This is a genomic window from Micromonospora sp. NPDC049891, from assembly GCF_040660295.1.
Classification (GTDB): domain Bacteria; phylum Actinomycetota; class Actinomycetes; order Mycobacteriales; family Micromonosporaceae; genus Micromonospora.
Window position 1 is genome coordinate 40,990 of record NZ_JBFAML010000014.1, and the last position, 18,431, is coordinate 59,420.

At 72.6% G+C, this 18,431-nt stretch carries 17 protein-coding genes; 7 read left to right on the plus strand and 10 right to left on the minus strand.

All coding sequences use genetic code 11. The annotated features are described in order from the left end of the window. Window positions 1-54 precede the first annotated feature (54 nt). Complete coding sequence (locus tag AB0I71_RS18995; protein ID WP_357586296.1) at window positions 55-1,053, minus strand: aldo/keto reductase family protein; 999 nt, start codon at window positions 1,051-1,053, stop codon at window positions 55-57. 44 nt (window positions 1,054-1,097) lie between these two features. Further along, window positions 1,098-1,763: a TetR/AcrR family transcriptional regulator gene (locus AB0I71_RS19000; RefSeq protein ID WP_357586298.1), complete on the minus strand. Its 666-nt coding sequence runs from the start codon at window positions 1,761-1,763 to the stop codon at window positions 1,098-1,100. Window positions 1,764-1,870: 107 nt separating this feature from the next. Here AB0I71_RS19000 and AB0I71_RS19005 point away from each other — a divergent pair, with 107 nt between their 5' ends. Continuing rightward, a complete protein-coding gene (locus AB0I71_RS19005; protein WP_357586300.1) occupies window positions 1,871-2,395 on the plus strand; it encodes a quercetin 2,3-dioxygenase in 525 nt (174 codons plus the stop codon). Between the two features lie 320 nt (window positions 2,396-2,715). On the opposite strand, the gene AB0I71_RS19010 is transcribed toward AB0I71_RS19005, so the two are convergent. Next, window positions 2,716-6,762 (minus strand): WG repeat-containing protein, encoded by a 4,047-nt coding sequence (locus tag AB0I71_RS19010; protein WP_357586302.1) that lies wholly within the window; start codon window positions 6,760-6,762, stop codon window positions 2,716-2,718. Window positions 6,763-6,810: 48 nt separating this feature from the next. On the opposite strand from AB0I71_RS19010, the gene AB0I71_RS19015 reads away from it, so the two are divergent. Further along, window positions 6,811-7,011 (plus strand): hypothetical protein, encoded by a 201-nt coding sequence (locus AB0I71_RS19015; RefSeq protein ID WP_357586304.1) that lies wholly within the window; start codon window positions 6,811-6,813, stop codon window positions 7,009-7,011. A 434-nt stretch (window positions 7,012-7,445) separates the two neighbouring features. Here the strand turns inward: AB0I71_RS19015 and AB0I71_RS19020 are convergent, their stop codons facing one another. The 3 genes from AB0I71_RS19020 to nadA all read right to left on the minus strand — a co-directional run bounded on the left by AB0I71_RS19020 (window position 7,446) and on the right by nadA (window position 10,898). After that, the gene (locus AB0I71_RS19020) at window positions 7,446-8,051 is read right to left on the minus strand and encodes a DUF3043 domain-containing protein (protein ID WP_357586306.1); all 606 of its coding nucleotides are present in this window, start codon (window positions 8,049-8,051) and stop codon (window positions 7,446-7,448) included. Between the two features lie 90 nt (window positions 8,052-8,141). After that, complete coding sequence (gene murA, locus AB0I71_RS19025; protein ID WP_357586488.1) at window positions 8,142-9,497, minus strand: UDP-N-acetylglucosamine 1-carboxyvinyltransferase; 1,356 nt, start codon at window positions 9,495-9,497, stop codon at window positions 8,142-8,144. Between the two features lie 225 nt (window positions 9,498-9,722). Next, window positions 9,723-10,898 (minus strand): quinolinate synthase NadA, encoded by a 1,176-nt coding sequence (gene nadA / locus AB0I71_RS19030; protein WP_357586308.1) that lies wholly within the window; start codon window positions 10,896-10,898, stop codon window positions 9,723-9,725. A gap of 68 nt (window positions 10,899-10,966) precedes the next feature. On the opposite strand from nadA, the gene AB0I71_RS19035 reads away from it, so the two are divergent. The 3 genes from AB0I71_RS19035 (at window position 10,967) to AB0I71_RS19045 (ending at window position 13,852) form a co-directional block, all read left to right on the plus strand. Next, the gene (locus AB0I71_RS19035) at window positions 10,967-12,106 is read left to right on the plus strand and encodes a glycerate kinase (protein ID WP_357586310.1); all 1,140 of its coding nucleotides are present in this window, start codon (window positions 10,967-10,969) and stop codon (window positions 12,104-12,106) included. Window positions 12,107-12,258: 152 nt separating this feature from the next. Then, the gene (gene erpA / locus AB0I71_RS19040) at window positions 12,259-12,627 is read left to right on the plus strand and encodes an iron-sulfur cluster insertion protein ErpA (RefSeq protein ID WP_099850844.1); all 369 of its coding nucleotides are present in this window, start codon (window positions 12,259-12,261) and stop codon (window positions 12,625-12,627) included. A 247-nt stretch (window positions 12,628-12,874) separates the two neighbouring features. Continuing rightward, entirely contained in the window at window positions 12,875-13,852 is a 978-nt protein-coding gene (locus tag AB0I71_RS19045) for a carbohydrate kinase family protein (protein WP_357586312.1), read from the plus strand. Between the two features lie 130 nt (window positions 13,853-13,982). On the opposite strand, the gene AB0I71_RS19050 is transcribed toward AB0I71_RS19045, so the two are convergent. Then, window positions 13,983-14,219: a sulfurtransferase TusA family protein gene (locus AB0I71_RS19050; protein WP_357586314.1), complete on the minus strand. Its 237-nt coding sequence runs from the start codon at window positions 14,217-14,219 to the stop codon at window positions 13,983-13,985. Next, the gene (locus AB0I71_RS19055; protein ID WP_357586316.1) at window positions 14,216-15,367 is read right to left on the minus strand and encodes an aminotransferase class V-fold PLP-dependent enzyme; all 1,152 of its coding nucleotides are present in this window, start codon (window positions 15,365-15,367) and stop codon (window positions 14,216-14,218) included. Before AB0I71_RS19055 ends, AB0I71_RS19050 begins: the two co-directional genes overlap by 4 nt. A gap of 193 nt (window positions 15,368-15,560) precedes the next feature. Between AB0I71_RS19055 and coxB the strand changes: the two genes are divergently transcribed. Continuing rightward, window positions 15,561-16,532 (plus strand): cytochrome c oxidase subunit II, encoded by a 972-nt coding sequence (coxB, locus tag AB0I71_RS19060; protein ID WP_357586318.1) that lies wholly within the window; start codon window positions 15,561-15,563, stop codon window positions 16,530-16,532. A 10-nt stretch (window positions 16,533-16,542) separates the two neighbouring features. After that, the gene (locus tag AB0I71_RS19065; RefSeq protein WP_210830174.1) at window positions 16,543-16,971 is read left to right on the plus strand and encodes a cytochrome c oxidase subunit 4; all 429 of its coding nucleotides are present in this window, start codon (window positions 16,543-16,545) and stop codon (window positions 16,969-16,971) included. A gap of 75 nt (window positions 16,972-17,046) precedes the next feature. Here AB0I71_RS19065 and AB0I71_RS19070 read toward each other — a convergent pair whose 3' ends face one another. Then, on the minus strand, window positions 17,047-17,244 hold the full coding sequence (locus AB0I71_RS19070) for a hypothetical protein (RefSeq protein WP_357586320.1): 198 nt from the start codon (window positions 17,242-17,244) through the stop codon (window positions 17,047-17,049). A 96-nt stretch (window positions 17,245-17,340) separates the two neighbouring features. Further along, window positions 17,341-18,387 (minus strand): anthranilate phosphoribosyltransferase, encoded by a 1,047-nt coding sequence (trpD, locus tag AB0I71_RS19075; RefSeq protein ID WP_357586322.1) that lies wholly within the window; start codon window positions 18,385-18,387, stop codon window positions 17,341-17,343. Between the last annotated feature and the right edge of the window lie 44 nt (window positions 18,388-18,431).

An 18,431-nucleotide genomic window follows, 5' to 3' on the forward strand; every position in this document is an offset into this window, starting at 1 on the left:
CCGGTGCCCCGTCCGCCCGGCCGGTGTGCGGTACACCGGCCGGGCGGGGCGGGCTCAGGGCCGCTCGGCCGGCGACTCGGTACGCGCGGGGTCCCGCTCGGTCACCGGCTCGACGATCTCGTCGATCGCCTTGAGCAGGCCGGCGTCGAGCTTCACGCCGGCCGCCTTGACGTTGTCGTGCACCTGCTCGGGGCGCGACGCCCCGATGATGGCCGAGGACACGTTGGGGTTCTGCAGCACCCAGGCGATGGCCAGCTGGGCCATGCTCAGCCCGGCCTGGTCGGCCAGCGGCTTGAGCTGCTGCACCCGGGTCAGCACGTCGTCGGTAAGCCACTTGGCGATGAAGCCCGCGCCGGACTTCTCGTCGGTGGCCCGGGAACCCGACGGCGGCGGCTGGCCGGGCAGGTACTTGCCGGAGAGCACACCCTGGGCCATCGGCGACCAGACGATCTGCCCGAGGCCCAGCTCCTCGCTGGTGGGGATGACCTCGGCCTCGATGACCCGCCAGAGCATCGAGTACTGCGGCTGGCTGGACACCAGCGGGATGCGCAGTTCCCGGGCGAGGCCGTGCGCCTCGCGGATCTGCGACGCCTTCCACTCGGAGACGCCGATGTAGTGCGCCTTGCCGGAGTGCACGACGTCGGCGAAGGCCTCCATCGTCTCCTCCAGCGGCGTGCTGTAGTCGTACCGGTGAGCCTGGTAGAGGTCCACGTAGTCGGTACGCAGCCGGCGCAGCGATCCGTTGATCGACTCCATGATGTGCTTGCGGGACAGGCCCCGGTCGTTGCGGCCCGGCCCGGTGGGCCAGTACACCTTGGTGAAGATCTCCAGACCCTCGCGCCGCTCCTGCTGGAGCGCCCGGCCGAGGACGTCCTCGGCGCGGGTGCCGGCGTACACGTCGGCGGTGTCGAAGGTGGTGATGCCGGCGTCGAGGGCGGCTCGTACACAGGCGAACGCCGCTTCCTCCTCGACCTGTGAACCGTGGGTGATCCAGTTGCCGTACGAGATCTCACTGACCATGAGGCCGGAGCGGCCCAGGTGTCGGAATTCCATAGGTCGACCCTAGCCCGCCCTGGTGAACCGGTTGGCGGCGGTGATCAGTCGAGGTCCGACAGCAGTGCGTGGCGCAGGGTGCGACCGAGCCAGTGCCGGAAGGTCGCCTCGTCCCAGCCGCGCTCCAGCACCAGTGCGCCGTAGTGCGCCGGGTCGTTGTAGAACCACACCTCGTCGATGGCGGCCTCGACATCGGAGCCGTGGCGCAGCGGCCCGTTCAGAGCTCGTACCCGCTCGACCACCATCGTGGCGCCGAGCCGTCGGTTGCGCAGCAGCGTCTGCCAGACCTCGGCCACCTCCGGGCTGCCGTCGGCGGCGCGCCGCACGGTCTCGAACACCCGAGCGGTCCGGGCGCCGATCAGGGTGCAGACCCCGGCGTACGCGTCGAGCACCTCGCCCGAGGTGGTGGCCTCCCAGACCGGCCGGTACCAGGGACGTTGCGCCACCGGCACCGGCTCGTCGTCGCCAGCGAGCGCCTCGTCGAGGACCTGGCGCAGCAGTGCCGCCTTGGAGCCGAACGTGGCGAACACGGTGGGTCTGGCCACTCCGGCAGCGGCTGCCACATCAGCCAGCGACGTGCCGGTGTAACCCCGCGCGACGAAGAGGTCGGTCGCGGCCGCGACCACGGCCTGCCGGGTGCGGCGGGCGTTCTCCTCGCGGACCCGGGACCGGTACGGCCTGGTCGGTTTTCCGTCCTTGACTTCACCCATGGCGTCGTCATACTAGCAATGTATTCACTAGACTCCTAGCTATCGAATAGCTCTAAGGCTATCGAATAGCTGGTTGTCCACCGAAGTTGCCGATCCTGGGAGGCACCATGTCCGTCCATCCGTTCGTACTGCGGCCTGACGAGGGAGAAGCGCACTGGTTCCTGGGCAACCTGGTCACCGTGAAGGCGACAGGTGCGCAGACCGGCGGGCGGCTGACAGCTGTCGAGTTCGTCAACCCGCCCGGCTTCGCCCCGCCGTTGCACCGGCACCAGGTGGAGGACGAGATGTTCTACCTGCTCTCCGGCACCGCCACGTTCTACTGCGACGACGCGGAGCTGACCGCCGGACCAGGCGACTTCGTGCTGCTCCCGGCGGGTCTGCCACACACCTTCGTGGTCGGTCCGGACGAACCGCTGCGGGTGCTGCAACTGACCACCCCCGCCGGATTCGAGGAGTACGTCGCCGAAGTCGGGGTGCCGGCGACCGAACGCCGGCTGCCGGACCCGGCACCTGTCGATCCGGCCGCGCTCGGGCACGCCTCCGCGCGGCACGGGATCGAACTGCTGGGACCGCCGCCCGGTCATCAGCCGACCGGTCCGGCTCCCCAACCGGCTCCCCGGCCGGTGTCGTGACCACCGTCGATGCCCGTCGGGGCGGCTCGCCGCCCGACCGGGCAGGTCACGACCGGCGACGAAACCGTGGCACCGCCCCGGGCCACCAACCAGAGCCCGGCCCCGGCCGCTCCGGCCACCAGCGCGCACCCGGCCCCGGCAGCGCACGTCGTCAACGCGCAGCGGGCCCCGGCAGCGCACCTCGCCACCCGTGCCGGGTGGGACCCAAGACCGGCCAGGCCCGGACCGCGCCTCGTCCCGTTCGGTAGCGCCGGCCTGAGTCGTCCCGGTACGGCCGACACCGGTGGTGGTGCGGTAACAGGCGGGTCCGGCCGCCGGCCTCAGAGCACCGGGTTGGCGTCGGCGAGCAGCCCGTCGATCTCGGCGACGACCGCGCTCGGGTGGTGGAACATCGGGTCGATCAACGACTCGCCGCGCCGGTCCAGCGCACCCCAGTTCCCGGCGCTGTTGGTGGCCAGGAAGGCGACCGGGTGGATCAACAACGCCGGGTGGGCGGGCGCGACGATCACCTGTCCACTGCGGTCCACCACGCCCTTGCGGCCGGCCAGGTCCACCACGGCCAGTCCCTCTTCGGTGAAACCGTCGACGTAGTGGCCGTCGGCCAGGGTGGTGTGGAAGCCGTGGTAGCGGGTCGGCACCACGATCCGGCCGGTGCGATCGACGGCACCCCAGCCCTCCCGACGTACCACCGCGACGCCCTTGCGGAAGGGCCGGACGTCGGCGAAACCCGGCGGCACCGCCACCTCTCCGGTGGTGTCGACGGCGTGCCAACCGCTCTCGTCCCGCACCACCCAGGCCAGGCCGTCGGAGAACGGCCGAGCCGCCAGGTAGGTCGGCCCGAGCACCGTCTCGCCGGCCAGGTTGATCAACGACCACCTGTCGGTCTGCGGTCCGCGTACCCAGGCCAGGCCGTCCCGGAACGGCTGTGCCTCGGCGTACCGGGCGGGCACCACCATGTCGCCCTCGGCGTCCGCGTAGCCCCACAGGCCCTGGCCGCCGTCGCGCGCCGGCACCGGAGCCCGGTCCCGCTCCAGGACCTCGTCCCAACTGCGTGGGTACGGCCCGAAGCTGCTCTCCTCGGCCCGGGCGGCGACCGCGTCGAGGCCGATCCGGACCCGGGCCAGCAACTCGGCGTCCTGCTCGCCACGCAGGTCGAGAGCCCGCTCGAAGTGATGGCAGGCCTCGATCAGCCGGCCCTGGTCGTAGCAGCAGCGGGCGGAGTGTTCGTGCAGTGCGGCGCGTAGCCGGTCGGGCAGTTCGATCGAGTTGGCCTCCGCGAACAGCCGGTCGGCCTCGGCGAACTCGCCGCGCCAGCGCAGTACGTGGGCCAACCGGGCCTGGGCGAGCGCGGCTCGGCGCAGTTCGCCGGTCGCCTCGGCGTAGGTCAGCGCCATCCGACCGTCGGCCAGCGCGTCGTCCAGATCGTCGAGGACCCGCGAAGCCACCGCGCGCAGGCTGAGCAGCCGGGCCCGGGACCGGTTGTCCAGGGCTGTGGCGAGTTTCTCGGTGAGCCGCTCCCGGACCTCCCGCAGTTCCTCCGGATCGTCCACCAGCTCCCGCAGGGTCACCGGGTCGAGACGCCAGCGGAAACCCGCCAACACCTGTTCGGGATCGGGCGGCGATTCGGGTACGGGCTCGCCGTCGTCCGCGTCCTCGGTGTCCTGCTCGTCATCGGCCGGCGGGCCGGACACGGACGATGTGGCGAGCACGTCGTCGACCGGGTCGGTGCCGTCAGCGGGCGGCATTTCGTCGTCGACGTCACCGAACCCGGTGCTGCCGGGACGCTCGCCGACGCCGGACCCGGTGGTGTGGTCGGCGGCCTGGGCCAGGTCGCCGGATGACGCGGTGTCAGCCGGCGGTGCGGAGACCGGCGGTGCGGACGCCGGCACGGCGGAGACCGGTGCGCCGAGGTCGGGCTCACCGGGCGGTACGGGCACCGGCGCTCCGTACGCCGGCGGCGCGGAAACCGGAGGCACCGGGAACGGCGGCGCGGAGACCGGGGCCGCCGAGGTCGGTGCTGCCGGCGGTGGCCCGACCGGCCGTTCGGGCAGCGGCGGTGCCGAGGTGGGGACCGCCGAGACCGGTGAGGCGGGAACGTCGACGGCGCCGAGCGGCGCGACGTTCGGTGGTGTGGAGAAGGCGGGCGGTGCCGGTTCGGCTAGCGACCCCGAGGCGGGGGGTGTGAGCTGCTCCCGTGGTTGCGTGGCACCGGGCCCGGCCTGCGCCGCGGCGGGCGGCTCGGCGGCCGGCCCGAACCAGCTCTGCGGGCCGTCGGACGCTGGACGGGCGGGCGCGGGCGCGGGCGTGGACGGCTCGGGCGCTGGGGGGATGTACCGGGTGGGCTGGCGGGCCGCCGGTGTGGTCGGCATCCCCGGTGCGCCGTCGGTCCGATCGGGTCGTGCCGCCGGTGGCGGGCCGAGCGGTGCCTGGTCGGTACCGGCCGGCTCGGACGTCCGCCCCGGCGGTGCGGGAACGGGTGGCCGGCTGGGTGGTGCGGAGACCGGCCGATGGGTGGGTGGCGCGGAGACCGGCCGGTCGGCCGGCGCGGGGACGGGCGGCTGAGCCGGTGGTGCGGGAACCGGCGGTCGGGTGGGTGGTGCGGAGACCGGTCGGTGAGCCGGTGGTGCGGAGACCGGCGGTCGGGTGGGTGGTGCGGAGACCGGTCGGTGGGCCGGTGGTGCGGAGACCGGCGGTCGGGTGGGTGGTGCGGAGACCGGCCGGACAGGGGAAGGGGCGACGGGAGGTGCAGCGGCGACCGAGGGCGCCGGCGTCGGTGGTGGCGAGGCGACGACCGGCTGGTCGTGCAGCGGAGCCGGTCGGACCTGGTGCTCGTGCAACGGCGCGGGACGCACCTCGTGCTGGTGCAGGGGTGCCGGTCGGACCGAGTCCCCGGCCGGTGCCCGATCGGCACCGGAGGCGGCGGCGGGCCGGTCCCGGTCCTGGCCGGGGAGGTCGGTCCGGTTCCGGTCGGGGCGCCCGGTCGGACCACGGTCCTGGCCCGGTTGGCGGGTGTCGCTCCGGTCCCCGGCAACGGCGGCGGGGCGAGCCCGTTGCGGGTGACCGACCTCCGGCTGGTGGTGCTGCGGGGCGGGGGAGACCGGTCGGGCCCGCCCGGCCGCGGGGGATACCGGACGGTCCTGCTCCGGAGCGGGGGAGACCGGGTGGTCCGGCACCACCGAGAGATGACGGCGGCGCGGGTCCTGATCGGGTGCCGCGGAGGCGGGCCGCTCGGGGTCGGGCAGCGCAGCGGCCGGCCGGTCGTCGAACCGCTGCGGGCCGGGACCGTCAGGTACACCGCTCGGTCGCCGGTCGGCATCCTGCTCCGGCGGGACCGGCCGCTGGTACTCGCGATGGTCCCGTCCAGTGCTCGGCCGCAGCGGTCCGGGCGCGGGCCAGGGCAGGTCGCCGCGCGACGGAGCGTCGTACGCCTGCCGGTCCGGTGTCGGCGGCTCCTGGCGACCCCGTCGGCGGGCCCGGTCCGGGCGGTCCCATTCGTCGGAGGCGGGACGGGCCGGTTCCTCGTCGACGAATCCGTCCGGGTACGGCGCGGCGTCCGGGTCGCCACCACCGACGAAGTCGCTGCGGTAGCCGTCCACCACCGGACCGTCGGTGCGGTTCGGCTGCCCGGGGTGGTGACTCCACTGGTAGCGAGGGCGCTGGGCGGCGTCCTCAGCCGTCCGGCGGTCGGCGCCCTCGACCGGGCGGTGTGCGGCGGCGGGCCGACGTGTCTCCTCGTCCGCCTCCGCTACCCAGCCGGGTTCCGGGCGGGCGGCCGGGGACACCGGTGCGCCACGCCGGTACTCGTCGCGCCCGGTCGGCTCGGAGTGGCGCGGCCGATCCGCGTACCGGTCGGGTTCCCGCTGGCTCCGTCGCTCGGGTTCGGGTCGCGGATACCGGTTGTCGCGGCGGTCCGGGTCACGCCGTTCGGGTTCCCGCCGGGGGTACCGCTCCGGGTCACGGCGCGCGTACCGGTCGGGGTCACGCTGGTCGCGGGAGCGGGCCGGGTCGCGACGGTCGGGATACCGGTCGAGGTCGTGCTGCTCGCGGCGCTCGACGTACCGGTCCGGGTCGCGCTGGTCGCGGCGCGACGGCGCGCCCGTACCGGAGGCCTGCGGTCCGAAATCCGACCAGACGACCCCGTCGCGGCCCCGGGCCGGCTCACCGTACGACGAGCGCCGTCCCTCGGGCCGCGACTGCTCCGGCCGGGAGCCGGGCGGCATCGACCGGTCGTACGGTCGCGAACCGTTCGAGCCGCCGGCGGGTCGACGGTCGAGGATCTCGTGCCGCCCCGGCAAGCCGTCCGGTTCCTCGTCCCAGGACCGGCCGACGTACGTGCCGTCGGGCCGGGTCGGTGCGAGCGGCGGCACCTCGGCACGTCCGACGGCGCTCGCTCGACCTCGTGCGGCAGGAGGCTGGTGCTCGACTCCGATGTCACCTGGATAACGCTGGCCAGGGAACTGCGGCTGCCATTCGCTCGTCGGCTCGACGACCCAGGATGGCTCGGCGGGATCGTGCCACCGGTCGGCGTAGCCGCGACTCATCCGCAGGACCTGTCGCTGCGGCGGGGACGTCGCCGGGACGCGGCCCTGGCCGCGACGCGGTGCGCTGGAGCCTGACCTGCGCAACCGTGACGATCGGACCTTCCGGTCCGGCCCGTGCCGGAGCCCAGGGCCGGCGCCCGCTCGCTCACGGTCGCGCCCCGGTGGTCGGCTCGCGTCCGCTCGCTCACGGCGATGTCACCTCGTCGGAAATGGTCGCGCTGGGCACCCCGGAGGCCGGCAAAATCGCTCGTCCGGGCACCGAATGGCTGCGCATGGAGGGTAGCGGCGCGGGCTCGGTCACCGCCACTGCGGCACCCTCGTCGACCCAAACGTTATCCTATTGATCCGGACATTTATCCCTATGCCGGTATCGGACTTCCGACGATGCTGCACCCACCGTCAGTTGCTCGTCGCCGGTGCCCGGGTGCCGGCGACCAGCTCCGGCACCAGCACCGCGACGGTGCCCGGTGCGCGGACGACAGACGTGCTCGGCGTGCGGTGGGTCGCGGTCAGACCTGGTCGCCGATGGCGACCCGCGGCTCCGGCGTACGCAGCTTGCGGAAGGTGATCGACCGCATGATCGCGTAGACGTACAGCGAACCCATCCGCTGGGTGGACTTCGGGAACCGCTCGCGGACCAGCTTCTTGATCCGGCGCGAGATGAGCACCGAGTCGACCACCACGCCCAGGGCCAGCGCACCCCAGAGCAGGTTGGAGGCCAACCGGATCACCGGCGGCATCGCCTGGTTCGAGCCGATCAGCACCACCAGGGCACCACCGAAGAACCAGGTGCCGACGGTACGCCGGGAGTCGACCACGTTGCGGGCCAGCAGCCGCTCGGGGCCCCGGTCGCGGGGGCCGCCCTCACGTCGGAACTCCGCCGCCGCCTCGGCGCGTCGTTGCCGACGCACCGCCTTCGCCTCGTCCTTGCTCAGCGGCTTCGTGGCCCCGGCGGGTCGGCGACCGGTGACGGGTCGCTTCGGCGTCTCCCGTCCCTTGGCGGGCGTGTAGGCACGGGACCGGGCCGCCTCAGCCGCCTCCTCCTCCACCGGAGTCAGTGGCTCGGTGGCGGGATCGGCGAGGTCGGCGGACTTGCGGCGAAACAGCGACGGCACGCGGCAAGGGTAGCCAACGCCGCGCGCCCGGTGCACATCGCGGTGCAGCGAACGCGCGGCGGGCGGCGTCGGGCCGACGTCGCCGGCTGACTACGGCCGTTCCACCTGCGCGCCCAGATCGGCGAGCTTGGCCTCGAAGTCCTCGTAACCCCGATTGATCAGGTCCACGCCGTAGACCCGGGAGGTGCCCTCGGCCGCCAGCGCGGCGATCAGGTGGCTGAAGCCCGCCCGCAGGTCGGGAATGACCAGGTCGGCGGCGTGCAGCTTGCTCGGACCGGCGATCACCGCGGAGTGCTTGAAGTTGCGCCGGCCGAAGCGGCACGGGGTGCCACCCAGGCAGTCCCGGTAGACCTGGATGTTCGCGCCCATCGAGTTCAACGCCTCGGTGTAGCCGAGCCGCTGCTCGTAGACCGTCTCGTGGACGATGGACAGGCCGCGGGCCTGGGTCAGCGCCACCACCAGCGGCTGCTGCCAGTCGGTCATGAAGCCCGGGTGCACGTCGGTCTCCAGCGCGGTGGCCTGGAGTTCGCCGCCGGGGTGCCAGAAGCGGATGCCACCCTCCTGACCCGGCTGTCCCGGCCGAGGCGGACGGGTGTCGGTCACCTCGTACTCGCCGCCGACCGAACGGAAGACGTTCAGGAAGGTCATCATGTCGGCCTGCTCGGCACCGAGCACCTCGACGTGGCCACGGGTGGCCAGCGCCGCCGCGGCCCAGCTCGCCGCCTCGATCCGGTCCGGGATCGGCCGGTGGGTGTAGCCGTGCAGTCTCGGTACGCCCTGGATCTCGATCACCCGGTCGGTGTGCACCTTGATGATCGCGCCCATCTTCTGCAGGACACAGATCAGGTCGATGATCTCCGGCTCCACGGCCGCGTTGCGCAGCTCGGTGACGCCCTCGGCCATCACCGCGGTCAGCAGCACCTGCTCGGTGGCGCCCACGCTCGGGTAGGGCAGCGCGAACTTGGTGCCGTGCAGTCCGTTCGGCGCGGACAGGTGCAGGCCTTCGGGGGTCTTCTCGACGGTCGCGCCGAACTCCCGCAGCGCCTGCAGGTGGAAGTCGATCGGTCGGGGCCCGATGTGGCAGCCACCGAGGTCCGGAATGAAGGCGTGCCCGAGGCGGTGCAGCAGCGGCCCGCAGAACAGGATCGGGATCCGGCTGGAGCCGGCGTGCACGTTGATCTGGTCGGTGCTGGCGCTCTCCACGTTCGCCGGGTCGAAGACCAGCTCGCCGTCCTCGTCGCCGTCGGTGACCTTGACGCCGTGCAGCCCGAGCAGGCCCCGGACCACCTCGACATCGCGGATCTTCGGTACGTCGAACAGCCGGCTCGGGCTGTCGCCCAGCAGTGCGGCGACCATCGCCTTGGAAACCAGGTTCTTCGCGCCGCGCACGCGGATCCGCCCTTGCAGCGGCGTGCCTCCGTGTACGACCAGGACGTCGTCGGTCAACGCAACCTCCAGCGCGTGCGTGCTGCCGTTTCGATGGATGGACACCACCGGTTCGCTACCCGGGGAGCGGTCGCGCCCAAACGCCCGCGCCGCGTGTGTCGTCGCCCGGCAGCATAGCCCTCCGTGATGAGAATGGATCCGGTCACACCGCCTCGGAGGGCATTTATCGGTGATCCGGCACTTTCGCGTACAGCGGGCGTGACAGAGGGTGACGCCCGGTCGAGATCAGGCTCCGGACAGCGCGAGCATCTGGTCCAGGGCCACCCGGGCGTGGTGCGCGGTGTCGGGGTCGACCGTGATCTGGTTGACCACCCGCCCGGCGACCAGCTCCTCCAGCGCCCAGACCAGGTGCGGCAGATCGATCCGGTTCATCGTCGAGCAGTAGCAGACCGCCCGGTCCAGGAACATGATCTGCTTGTCCGGGTGGGCCAGCGCGAGCCGGCGCACCAGGTTCAGCTCGGTGCCGACGGCCCACGCGGTGCCGGCCGGAGCGGCCTCGATCGTCCTGATGATGTACTCCGTCGACCCGACCTGGTCGGCGGCCTGCACCACTTCGTGCCGGCACTCCGGGTGCACCAGTACGTTCACGCCCGGCACCCGCTCCCGAACGTCGTTGACGCTCTCGAGGGTGAAGCGGCCGTGCACCGAGCAGTGCCCGCGCCAGAGGATCATCTTCGCGTCGCGCAGCTGCTCCGCGCTGAGCCCACCGTTCGGCTTGTGCGGGTCGTAGAGGACGCAGTCGTCCAGGGAGAAGCCCATCTCCAGCACGGCGGTGTTGCGGCCCAGGTGCTGATCGGGCAGGAAGAGCACCTTCTCGCCCTGCTGGTACGCCCACTCCAGGGCCCGTTTCGCGTTCGACGAGGTGCAGACCACACCGCCGTTGCGCCCGACGAAGCCCTTGATGTCCGCCGAGGAGTTCATGTACGTGACCGGGAGGGTCTGCTCCGCGAGACCCAGCTCGGTGAGCACGTCCCAGGCGTTCTCGACCTGCGGCAGCGCGGCCATGTCCGCCATCGAGCAGCCGGCGGCCAGGTCGGGCAGGACCACCTGCTGGGCGGCGGAGGTGAGGATGTCCGCGCTCTCAGCCATGAAGTGCACGCCGCAGAAGACGATGTACTCGGCCTGCGGGCGGGCGGCGGCCTCACGGGCCAGCTTGAACGAGTCGCCGGTCACGTCGGCGAACTGGATCACCTCGTCGCGCTGGTAGTGGTGACCCAGCACGAAGACCCGGTCGCCGAGTGCGGCCTTGGCCGCCGTGGCACGGGCCACCAGGTCGGGGTCGCTCGGTGCCGGCAGGTCACCCGGACACTCCACGCCACGTTCGGTGGCGGGGTCGCTGCCGCGGCCGAGGAGCAGCAGCGCAGTGGCGGTGTTGGAGGGCTCAACCCAGGTCGACGTCACGCCCTCCATGGTCCCACAGCGTGACCGTCGTGCCGCCCGTGCCGGTGTGGGCTGCCACACTGCCAGGCATGCGCGTACTGCTCTGCCCGGACAAGTTCGCCGGTACGCTGCCGGCCCCGCAGGTCGCCGCCGCCGTGGCCGACGGCTGGCGGGAGGTGGCACCCGGCGACGACCTGCTGGTCAGGCCGCTGGCCGACGGGGGACCGGGCTTCCTCGACGTGCTCGCCGAGGCGCTGCCCGGCCGGCGGGTGCCGGTGGCGACGACCGACCCGCTGGGTCGCCCGGCCGCCGGTGAGATGCTGCTCACCGACGCGGGCGCGGTCGCCTGGCTGGAGAGCGCTCAGGCCTGTGGCCTGCACCTGCTCGACCCCGCCCAGCGTGACCCGTCGGTCACCACGTCGTACGGCCTGGGACTGCTGATCGCCGCCGCGGTCGAGGCCGGCGCGCGCACGGTGGTGGTCGGTCTCGGTGGCTCGGCGACAAACGACGGTGGCGCGGGGATGCTCGCCGCCCTGGGCGCGGTGGGGTTGGACGACAGCGGAGCGGCCCTGCCGTACGGCGGCGCGGCGCTGGCCGCGGCGGCGACGCTCGACGGGGCGCCCCGGTTGCGCGAGGCCAGGCTGATCGCGGCCACCGACGTCGACAATCCGCTGCTCGGGCTGCACGGCGCGAGCAACGTCTTCGGTCCGCAGAAGGGCGCCGACCGGGCCGACGTGCTGCGGCTCGACGCCGCGCTCGGGCGGTGGGCCGAGGTGCTGGAGCGGGACCTGCCCGGCTGTCCCAGCGGGCTGGGCGCGCTGCCGGGCGGGGGCGCTGCCGGCGGTGTCGGTGCGGCGTTGCTCGCTCTCGGTGGGCGGTGCGAGTCGGGCATCGGCCTGGTCAGTCGGGCCGTCGGGCTGGACACCGTGCTCGACGAGGTCGATCTGGTGGTCACCGGCGAGGGCAGGTTCGACCACCAGTCGCTGCGCGGCAAGGTGGTGGCCGGGGTGGCCGGTGCCGCCCGCGACCGGGGCGTACCGTGCGTCGTGCTCGCCGGGCAGGTCAGCACCGGGCGGCGGGAGGCGGCGTCGGTCGGAGTGACCGACACGTACAGCCTGGTGGAGCACTTCGGCGGCGAGGAGCGCGGCGGGCTGGCCGCCGCCCTGGAGCGTCCGGCCCAGGGGCTGCGGGAGCTCGGCGCCCGGCTGGCCCGGCAGTGGAGCCGCTGACCCGGGTTTCCACCGAGTGCCTGGTCACGCCGCCGGGTCAGGCCGCCGCCGGCGGCCTACAATCAAGAACTGGACCACTGTGGGAATCGCTGACCGGCGGCTGACGTTGGCCAGGGGAGGACCACACCGACGCGCCGCAGGGAGAATTCCACGTGACCACGCCAGCGCAGACCGAGTCGACCGAGGCCAAGGCCCCCACGTCCGTCGTCCTCACCGACGTCGCGGCGCAGAAGGTCAAGGCCCTGATCGAGCAGGAAGGCCGCGACGACCTGCGGCTCCGGGTCGCCGTGCAGCCGGGCGGCTGCTCCGGCCTGCGGTACCAGCTCTTCTTCGACGAGCGTTCGCTCGACGGTGACATCGTCACCGACTACGACGGTGTCGAGGTCGTCGTCGACCGGATGAGCGCCCCCTACCTGACCGGCGCCACCATCGACTTCGCCGACCGGATCGACGCCCAGGGCTTCACGATCGACAACCCCAACGCGGGCAACTCCTGCGCCTGCGGGGACTCCTTCAGCTGAGTCCGGTCTTCACGCGGACGGCGGCACGGCCTCACCGGCCGTGCCGCCGTCCGCGTCTCTGCCTCCCCGCCCCGAGCACCCCACGCTTGATCATGAAGTTGTTGTCGCGCCACGCCGGTGCGGATGGCAACAACTTCATGATCAACGGTGGGGTTTCGCGGTGGAGGTGGTCTGTGGTGGGGTGGTCGCCGGGGGATGGTGGTGCCGGTAGGCTGATCGGGCTCTGCCGCCGATCCCGAGGGTTGCCATGAAGATCGCCGTGACCGGCTCGATCGCCACCGACCACCTGATGAGCTTCCCGGGCCGGTTCGCCGACCAGCTCATCGCCGACCAGCTGCACAAGGTCTCGCTCTCCTTCCTGGTGGACGATCTGGTGCTGCGCCGGGGCGGGGTGGCGGCCAACATCGCGTTCGGCATGGGGCAGCTCGGTCTCCAGCCGGTGCTGCTCGGTGCCGTGGGTGCCGACTTCGCCGACTACCGCTCCTGGCTGGAGCGGCACGGGGTGGACTGCGACTCGGTGCACGTCAGCGAGATCGCCCACACCGCCCGCTTCGTCTGCACCACCGACACCGACATGTGCCAGATCGCCTCGTTCTACGCGGGGGCGATGAGCGAGGCCCGCAACATCGAGCTGCACCCGGTCGCCCAGCGCCTCGGTGGGCTGGACCTGGTGCTGGTCGGCGCCAACGACCCGGAGGCGATGCTGCGGCACTCCGCCGAGTGCCGCGAGCGTGGTTACCCGTTCGCCGCCGACCCGTCCCAGCAGCTCGCCCGGATGCCCGGCGAGGACGTGGTGGCGCTGATCGACGGTGCCGACTACCTGATGACCAACGACTACGAGAAGTCGCTGCTGCAGAGTAAGGCCGGCCTCTCCGACGACCAGCTGCTGGACCGGGTGAAGATCCGGGTCACCACGCTGGGCAAGCACGGGGTGGAGATCGCGGGGCGGGAGATCGAGACGATCCACGTGCCGATCGCGCGGGAGACCCAGGCGGTCGATCCCACGGGCGTCGGTGACGGCTTCCGCGCCGGCTTCTTCACCGCGCTGTCCTGGGGTCTCGGGCTGGAGCGGGCCGCGCAGGTCGGCTCCCTGCTCGCCACACTGGTGCTGGAGACCGTCGGCACCCAGGAGTACCAGGTCCGCCGCGACGTGTTCGTCAAGCGTCTCGCCGAGTCCTACGGCGACCAGGCCGCCAACGAACTCCGCCCCCACCTCCTCCCATAACCCCTCCCACCCACCCCCACTCCTCCTCCCGCACCACCATTCCTCCCGCCGATCTTGCACTTTCGGCGCCCATTCGGGGTGGTTGGTCCCTTTCGCGGCGACAAAAAGTGCAAGATCGCGGGAGCGGGAGCTAGTGGGTTCGGCGCACGTCGTAGCCGGATCCGGGTGCGCCGCCCAGAAACTCCTGCTGGCGCATGCGGCACCAGGCCGGGATGTCGACAGCGGCGGCCGGGTCGTCGGCGAGCACCCGGACCACCGCGCCCACCGGCAGCTCCGGCAGCCGGCGGGCCAGGGCGATCACCGGCAGCGGGCAGCGCTGGCCGAGGCAGTCGAGCACCTCGTCCGGCTGGGCGTCGGGGACGGTCACAGCCCCACCACCCCCGCCTGGTCCCGGAGGTCGGCGACGATTCCGGGCAACTCGGTGAGGAAGCGTTCCACGTCGGCCTCGGTGCTGCCGGCGTGCAGCGAGACCCGCACGTTGCCGTGCGAGAGCACCCCCATCGCCTCCAGCACGTGCGACGGGCGCAGGGTGGCGGAGGTGCACGACGAGCCCGACGAGACGGCGAAACCGCGCCGGTCCAGCGCGTGCAGCAGCGCCTCGCCGTCGACGTACAGGCAGGAGAAGGTGACCAGGTGCGGCAACCGGTGCTCGGGATCGCCGACCACCTCCACGTCCGGCACCTCGGCCGCGACCCGGGCCCGGATCCGGTCGACCAGCGGCGACAGCCGTGCCGCCTGGGCCGCCGCGTCGGCCGCCGCCGCGCGCAGGCTCGCCGCCGACGCGACCACCGCCGGCAGGTTCAGCGTGCCGGGCGTACGCCCCGATTCGCGTTCATCGGTCGGCCAGGGCGATTCCCAGCGGGTGCCCTTGCGGACCACGAGCAGCCCGACGCCGGGCGGTCCACCCCACTTGCGGGCACTCGCGGTCAACACCGACCAGCCGGGCGGAACTGGTGCCCGGCCCACCACCTGCGCGGCGTCGACGTGGAGCGGCACACCGACGCGGGCGCAGGCCGCCGCAGCGGCCTCGACCGGCTGGAGGGTGCCCACCTCGTGACTGGCCGCGATCAGCGCGGCGAACGCCACCTGGGCACCGGCGACCGCCCTCGACCAGGCGTCGAGGTCCAGCCGGCCGAGACGGTCGACCGGCACCTCGACGGCCGTGCCGCCCCCGGCGACGTGCTGTTCGGCGGCGTACAGCACGGCCGAGTGTTCGATCGCCGAGTGCACCAGGACTCCGCCGGCCCGTCGGCGTCCGCGCAGGCCACCGAGCACGGCGGTGTGCGCGGCGCTGGTGCCGCTGGGGGTGAAGGACAACTCGTCGGGGCGTACGCCGAGGGTCTCGGCCGTGGCCTCGCGGGCCGCGTCGAGCAACTGGCGGGCGCGCCGGGCCTGCGAGTAGAGCCGGTCGGGGTCGGCCCAGCCGTCGTCGAGCGCGGCCAGCAGCGCCTGCCGGGCGACCGGATGCAGCGGCGCGGCGGTGGCCGCGTCCAGGTAGACGGGGGAGGGAGTCACGTCTGCCCACGCTATCGCCTCGGTCGGCACAAGATCCCCCGTCGGGTGCGGACAACGACCCCAACCGGGTCCAGCCCGTCATGGTCGAGTAATCTGCGACCGTCGGTGACGCCTTTGCCGCCGGTGCGGCGGCTCCGCTCGGTGGAGCCGGCCGAAACGAGGACACCGCGGCGCGCTAGGGAGGCAGGACCAGGTGGTCGCAAGGAGTTCGGAGGTACGGCCGACGGCCGTACGGCGCAGCGCAGCCTCGCGAGCCGGTGGGCGGCGGGGGCGTCGTGCCGGGCGTCTCGCCGGGCTCGGATTCAGTGGGGCGGCTCTGCTGGTCCTGCTCACGGGCTGTGACGTCGGAGCGGCGTTCGGCGGCTTCGGTTGGCCGCAGGGCGGCATCACTCCCGAGGCCCGGCGGATGTACGACCTGTGGATCGCCTCGTGTGTCGCGGCACTCGCGGTCGGCTTCTTCGTCTGGGGCCTGATCTTCTGGTGCGTCGTGCGCTACCGCAAGCGTGGCAACGAGCTGCCGGTGCAGACCCGCTACAACCTGCCGATGGAGTTCCTCTACACCATCGCGCCGGTGCTGATCGTCTCGGTGCTCTTCTACTACACCGCGGTGGTGCAGACCGACGTGGTGAAGACCACCAACAACCCCGACGTCACCGTCGAGGTCGTGGCCTTCAAGTGGAACTGGCAGTTCAACTACCGCGACGGCCAGGGCGTCGATGCCGAGACCACCGCGTCGGTGCTCGGCACCAGCGAGGTCATCCCGATCCTGGTGCTGCCGACCGACCGGTCCATCCGGTTCGAGGAGACCAGCCGCGACGTCATCCACTCGTTCTGGGTGCCGGAGATGCTGTTCAAGCGGGACGTCATGCCCGGCAGCATCCGTAACGTCTTCGAGGTCTCCTCACTGGAGTCCGAGGGGGCCTACGTGGGTCGCTGTGCTGAGCTGTGCGGCAGCTACCACGCCTTCATGAACTTCGAGCTGCGGGTCGTCTCGCCGGAGAACTTCGACCGCTTCCTCGCGGCCAAGCAGGGTGGCGCCTCGACCCAGGAAGCCCTGACGTCCATCGGCGAGGAGCCGTACGCGACCACCACGACGCCGTTCGAGACCCGGCGTACCGAGAGCAACTTCAACCCGGACACCGCTCCGGCCGGCACGGGAAGCTGAGGCAACCGGCATGAAGACCGAGTGGCGTATCTTCCTGATCATCGCCGGGTTCCTGCTGTTCGCGACCTTCCTCTACGGCGGCTGGACGTGGGCCGACTCGGACGGTCGGGTCGAGTGGATCGGCACCGTGGCCCTGCTGCTGTCGTTCCTGCTCTGCGCGATGTGCGGTGGCTTCTTCTGGTTCGTCTCCCGCCGTATCGATCTGCGCCCGGAGGACCGGCCGGACGCCGAGATCGCCGACGGCGCGGGCGAGATCGGCTTCTTCAGCCCGGGCAGCTACTGGCCGTTCGGGCTGGCACTGGCCGCCGCGATCGCCGGCCTGGGCCTGGTGTTCTGGCAGTTCTGGCTGCTCGGCCTCGGTGCGGTGGCAGTGATCCTGGCTGCCTGTGGCCTGCTGTTCGAGTACTACAGCGGCACCCGGCGTACCGCCGAGCACTGAGCATCGGAACACGAGAAGGCCCGCCCCGACCGGGGCGGGCCTTCTCGTCGTCGGGTGGTCGAGCGGTCGGCCGGGTCAGGCGGCGCGATGGTGGACCGTCGCACGGTGCCGGGTCGACCGGCGCGGCGCGTTGATGATGAACATGACGATCGCCGCCCCGCAGCCGGTGCAGGCTCGCTCGGGGCAGTCGGTGCCGTGGCCGTCGACACAGGGCGGCGCCTCGAACCGCTGGGTGCTGCCGCAGGTGTCGCAGTGAAGCTCGCGCTCCGACACGGACCTCTCCTTTCGCTCGGCGGCCGGTCGGTGGAGATCGCCGGAACTACTCGGTTGTAGTTTCCCACGCTCCTCCGACAACCGCGTCGCGGCGGGTCAGGCGGCGCCGGCGACCTTGATCCAGCGGTCGAGGGTGCGGGCGGCTGCCCCGGAATCGATCGACTCGGCGGCCCGGTCCAGGCCGGCGCGGAGCGCGTCGGTCAGGTCGCCGTCCAGGGGGCCCTGGGTGGCCAGGGCCGCCGCCGCGTTGACCAGGACGGCGTCGCGCACCGGTCCCGGCTCGCCGGCGAGCAGGCGCCGGGCCACGTCGGCGTTGTGGGACGCGTCGCCGCCGCGCAGGTCGGCGAGGGTGGCCCGGGGTACGCCGAGGTCGACCGCGTCCACCACGGTCTCCCTGACGGCGCCGTTCTGGGCGATCCAGAACCGGGTCGCGGCGGCGGTGGTGAACTCGTCCAGCCCGTCCTCGCCGCGCATCACCAGCACCGAGTCGCCCCGGGCCGCGAAGACGGCCGCCATCACCGGTGCCATCGTCGCGTCGAAGCAGCCGACGGCACCCGCGCGGGGACGGGCCGGATTTGTCAACGGGCCGAGGAAGTTGAACGCGGTCGGCACCCCCAGCTCCCGACGGACCGGACCGGCGTGGCGCATGCCGGGGTGGAACCGGGCGGCGAAGCAGAAGCCGATGCCGGCCTCGGCCACGCACCGGGCCACCTGATCGGGCCCGAGATCCAGTGGAATGCCGAGGAACTCCAGCAGGTCGGCGGTGCCGCAGGAGGACGAGGCCGCCCGGTTGCCGTGCTTGACCACGCGTACGCCGGCCCCGGCCACCACCAGCGCCGTCATGGTGGAGATGTTGACCGTGTGGGCGAGGTCGCCGCCGGTGCCGACCACGTCGAGCGCTTCGGCGCGTACCTCCTCGGGCAGCTCGACCGGGACGGCCCGGCCGAGCATCGCCTCGACCAGCCCGCTCAGCTCGGCCGGGGTCTCGCCCTTGGCTCTCAGCGCCACGGCGAAGCCGGCGATCTGAGCCGGCCCGGCCGACCCGGACATGATCTCGCCCATCGCCCAGGCGGTGTCAGCGGCGGACAGTTCCTCGCCGCGTAGCAACGCGGTGAGCAGGTGCGGCCAGGTCCGATCGCCCATGGTGGGCCTCCCGAGCAGACGGTTACGGGTGGGACGGGACCGGC

Bases quoted from the DNA above. Each gene is read 5' to 3' on its own strand.
- AB0I71_RS19065 (WP_210830174.1), top strand. From the start codon at position 16,543: ATGAAGACCGAGTGGCGTATCTTCCTGATCATCGCCGGGTTCCTGCTG.
- AB0I71_RS18995 (WP_357586296.1), bottom strand. From the start codon at position 1,053: ATGGAATTCCGACACCTGGGCCGCTCCGGCCTCATGGTCAGTGAGATC.
- trpD (WP_357586322.1), bottom strand. From the start codon at position 18,387: ATGGGCGATCGGACCTGGCCGCACCTGCTCACCGCGTTGCTACGCGGC.
- AB0I71_RS19045 (WP_357586312.1), top strand. From the start codon at position 12,875: ATGAAGATCGCCGTGACCGGCTCGATCGCCACCGACCACCTGATGAGC.
- AB0I71_RS19035 (WP_357586310.1), top strand. From the start codon at position 10,967: ATGCGCGTACTGCTCTGCCCGGACAAGTTCGCCGGTACGCTGCCGGCC.
- AB0I71_RS19000 (WP_357586298.1), bottom strand. From the start codon at position 1,763: ATGGGTGAAGTCAAGGACGGAAAACCGACCAGGCCGTACCGGTCCCGG.
- AB0I71_RS19005 (WP_357586300.1), top strand. From the start codon at position 1,871: ATGTCCGTCCATCCGTTCGTACTGCGGCCTGACGAGGGAGAAGCGCAC.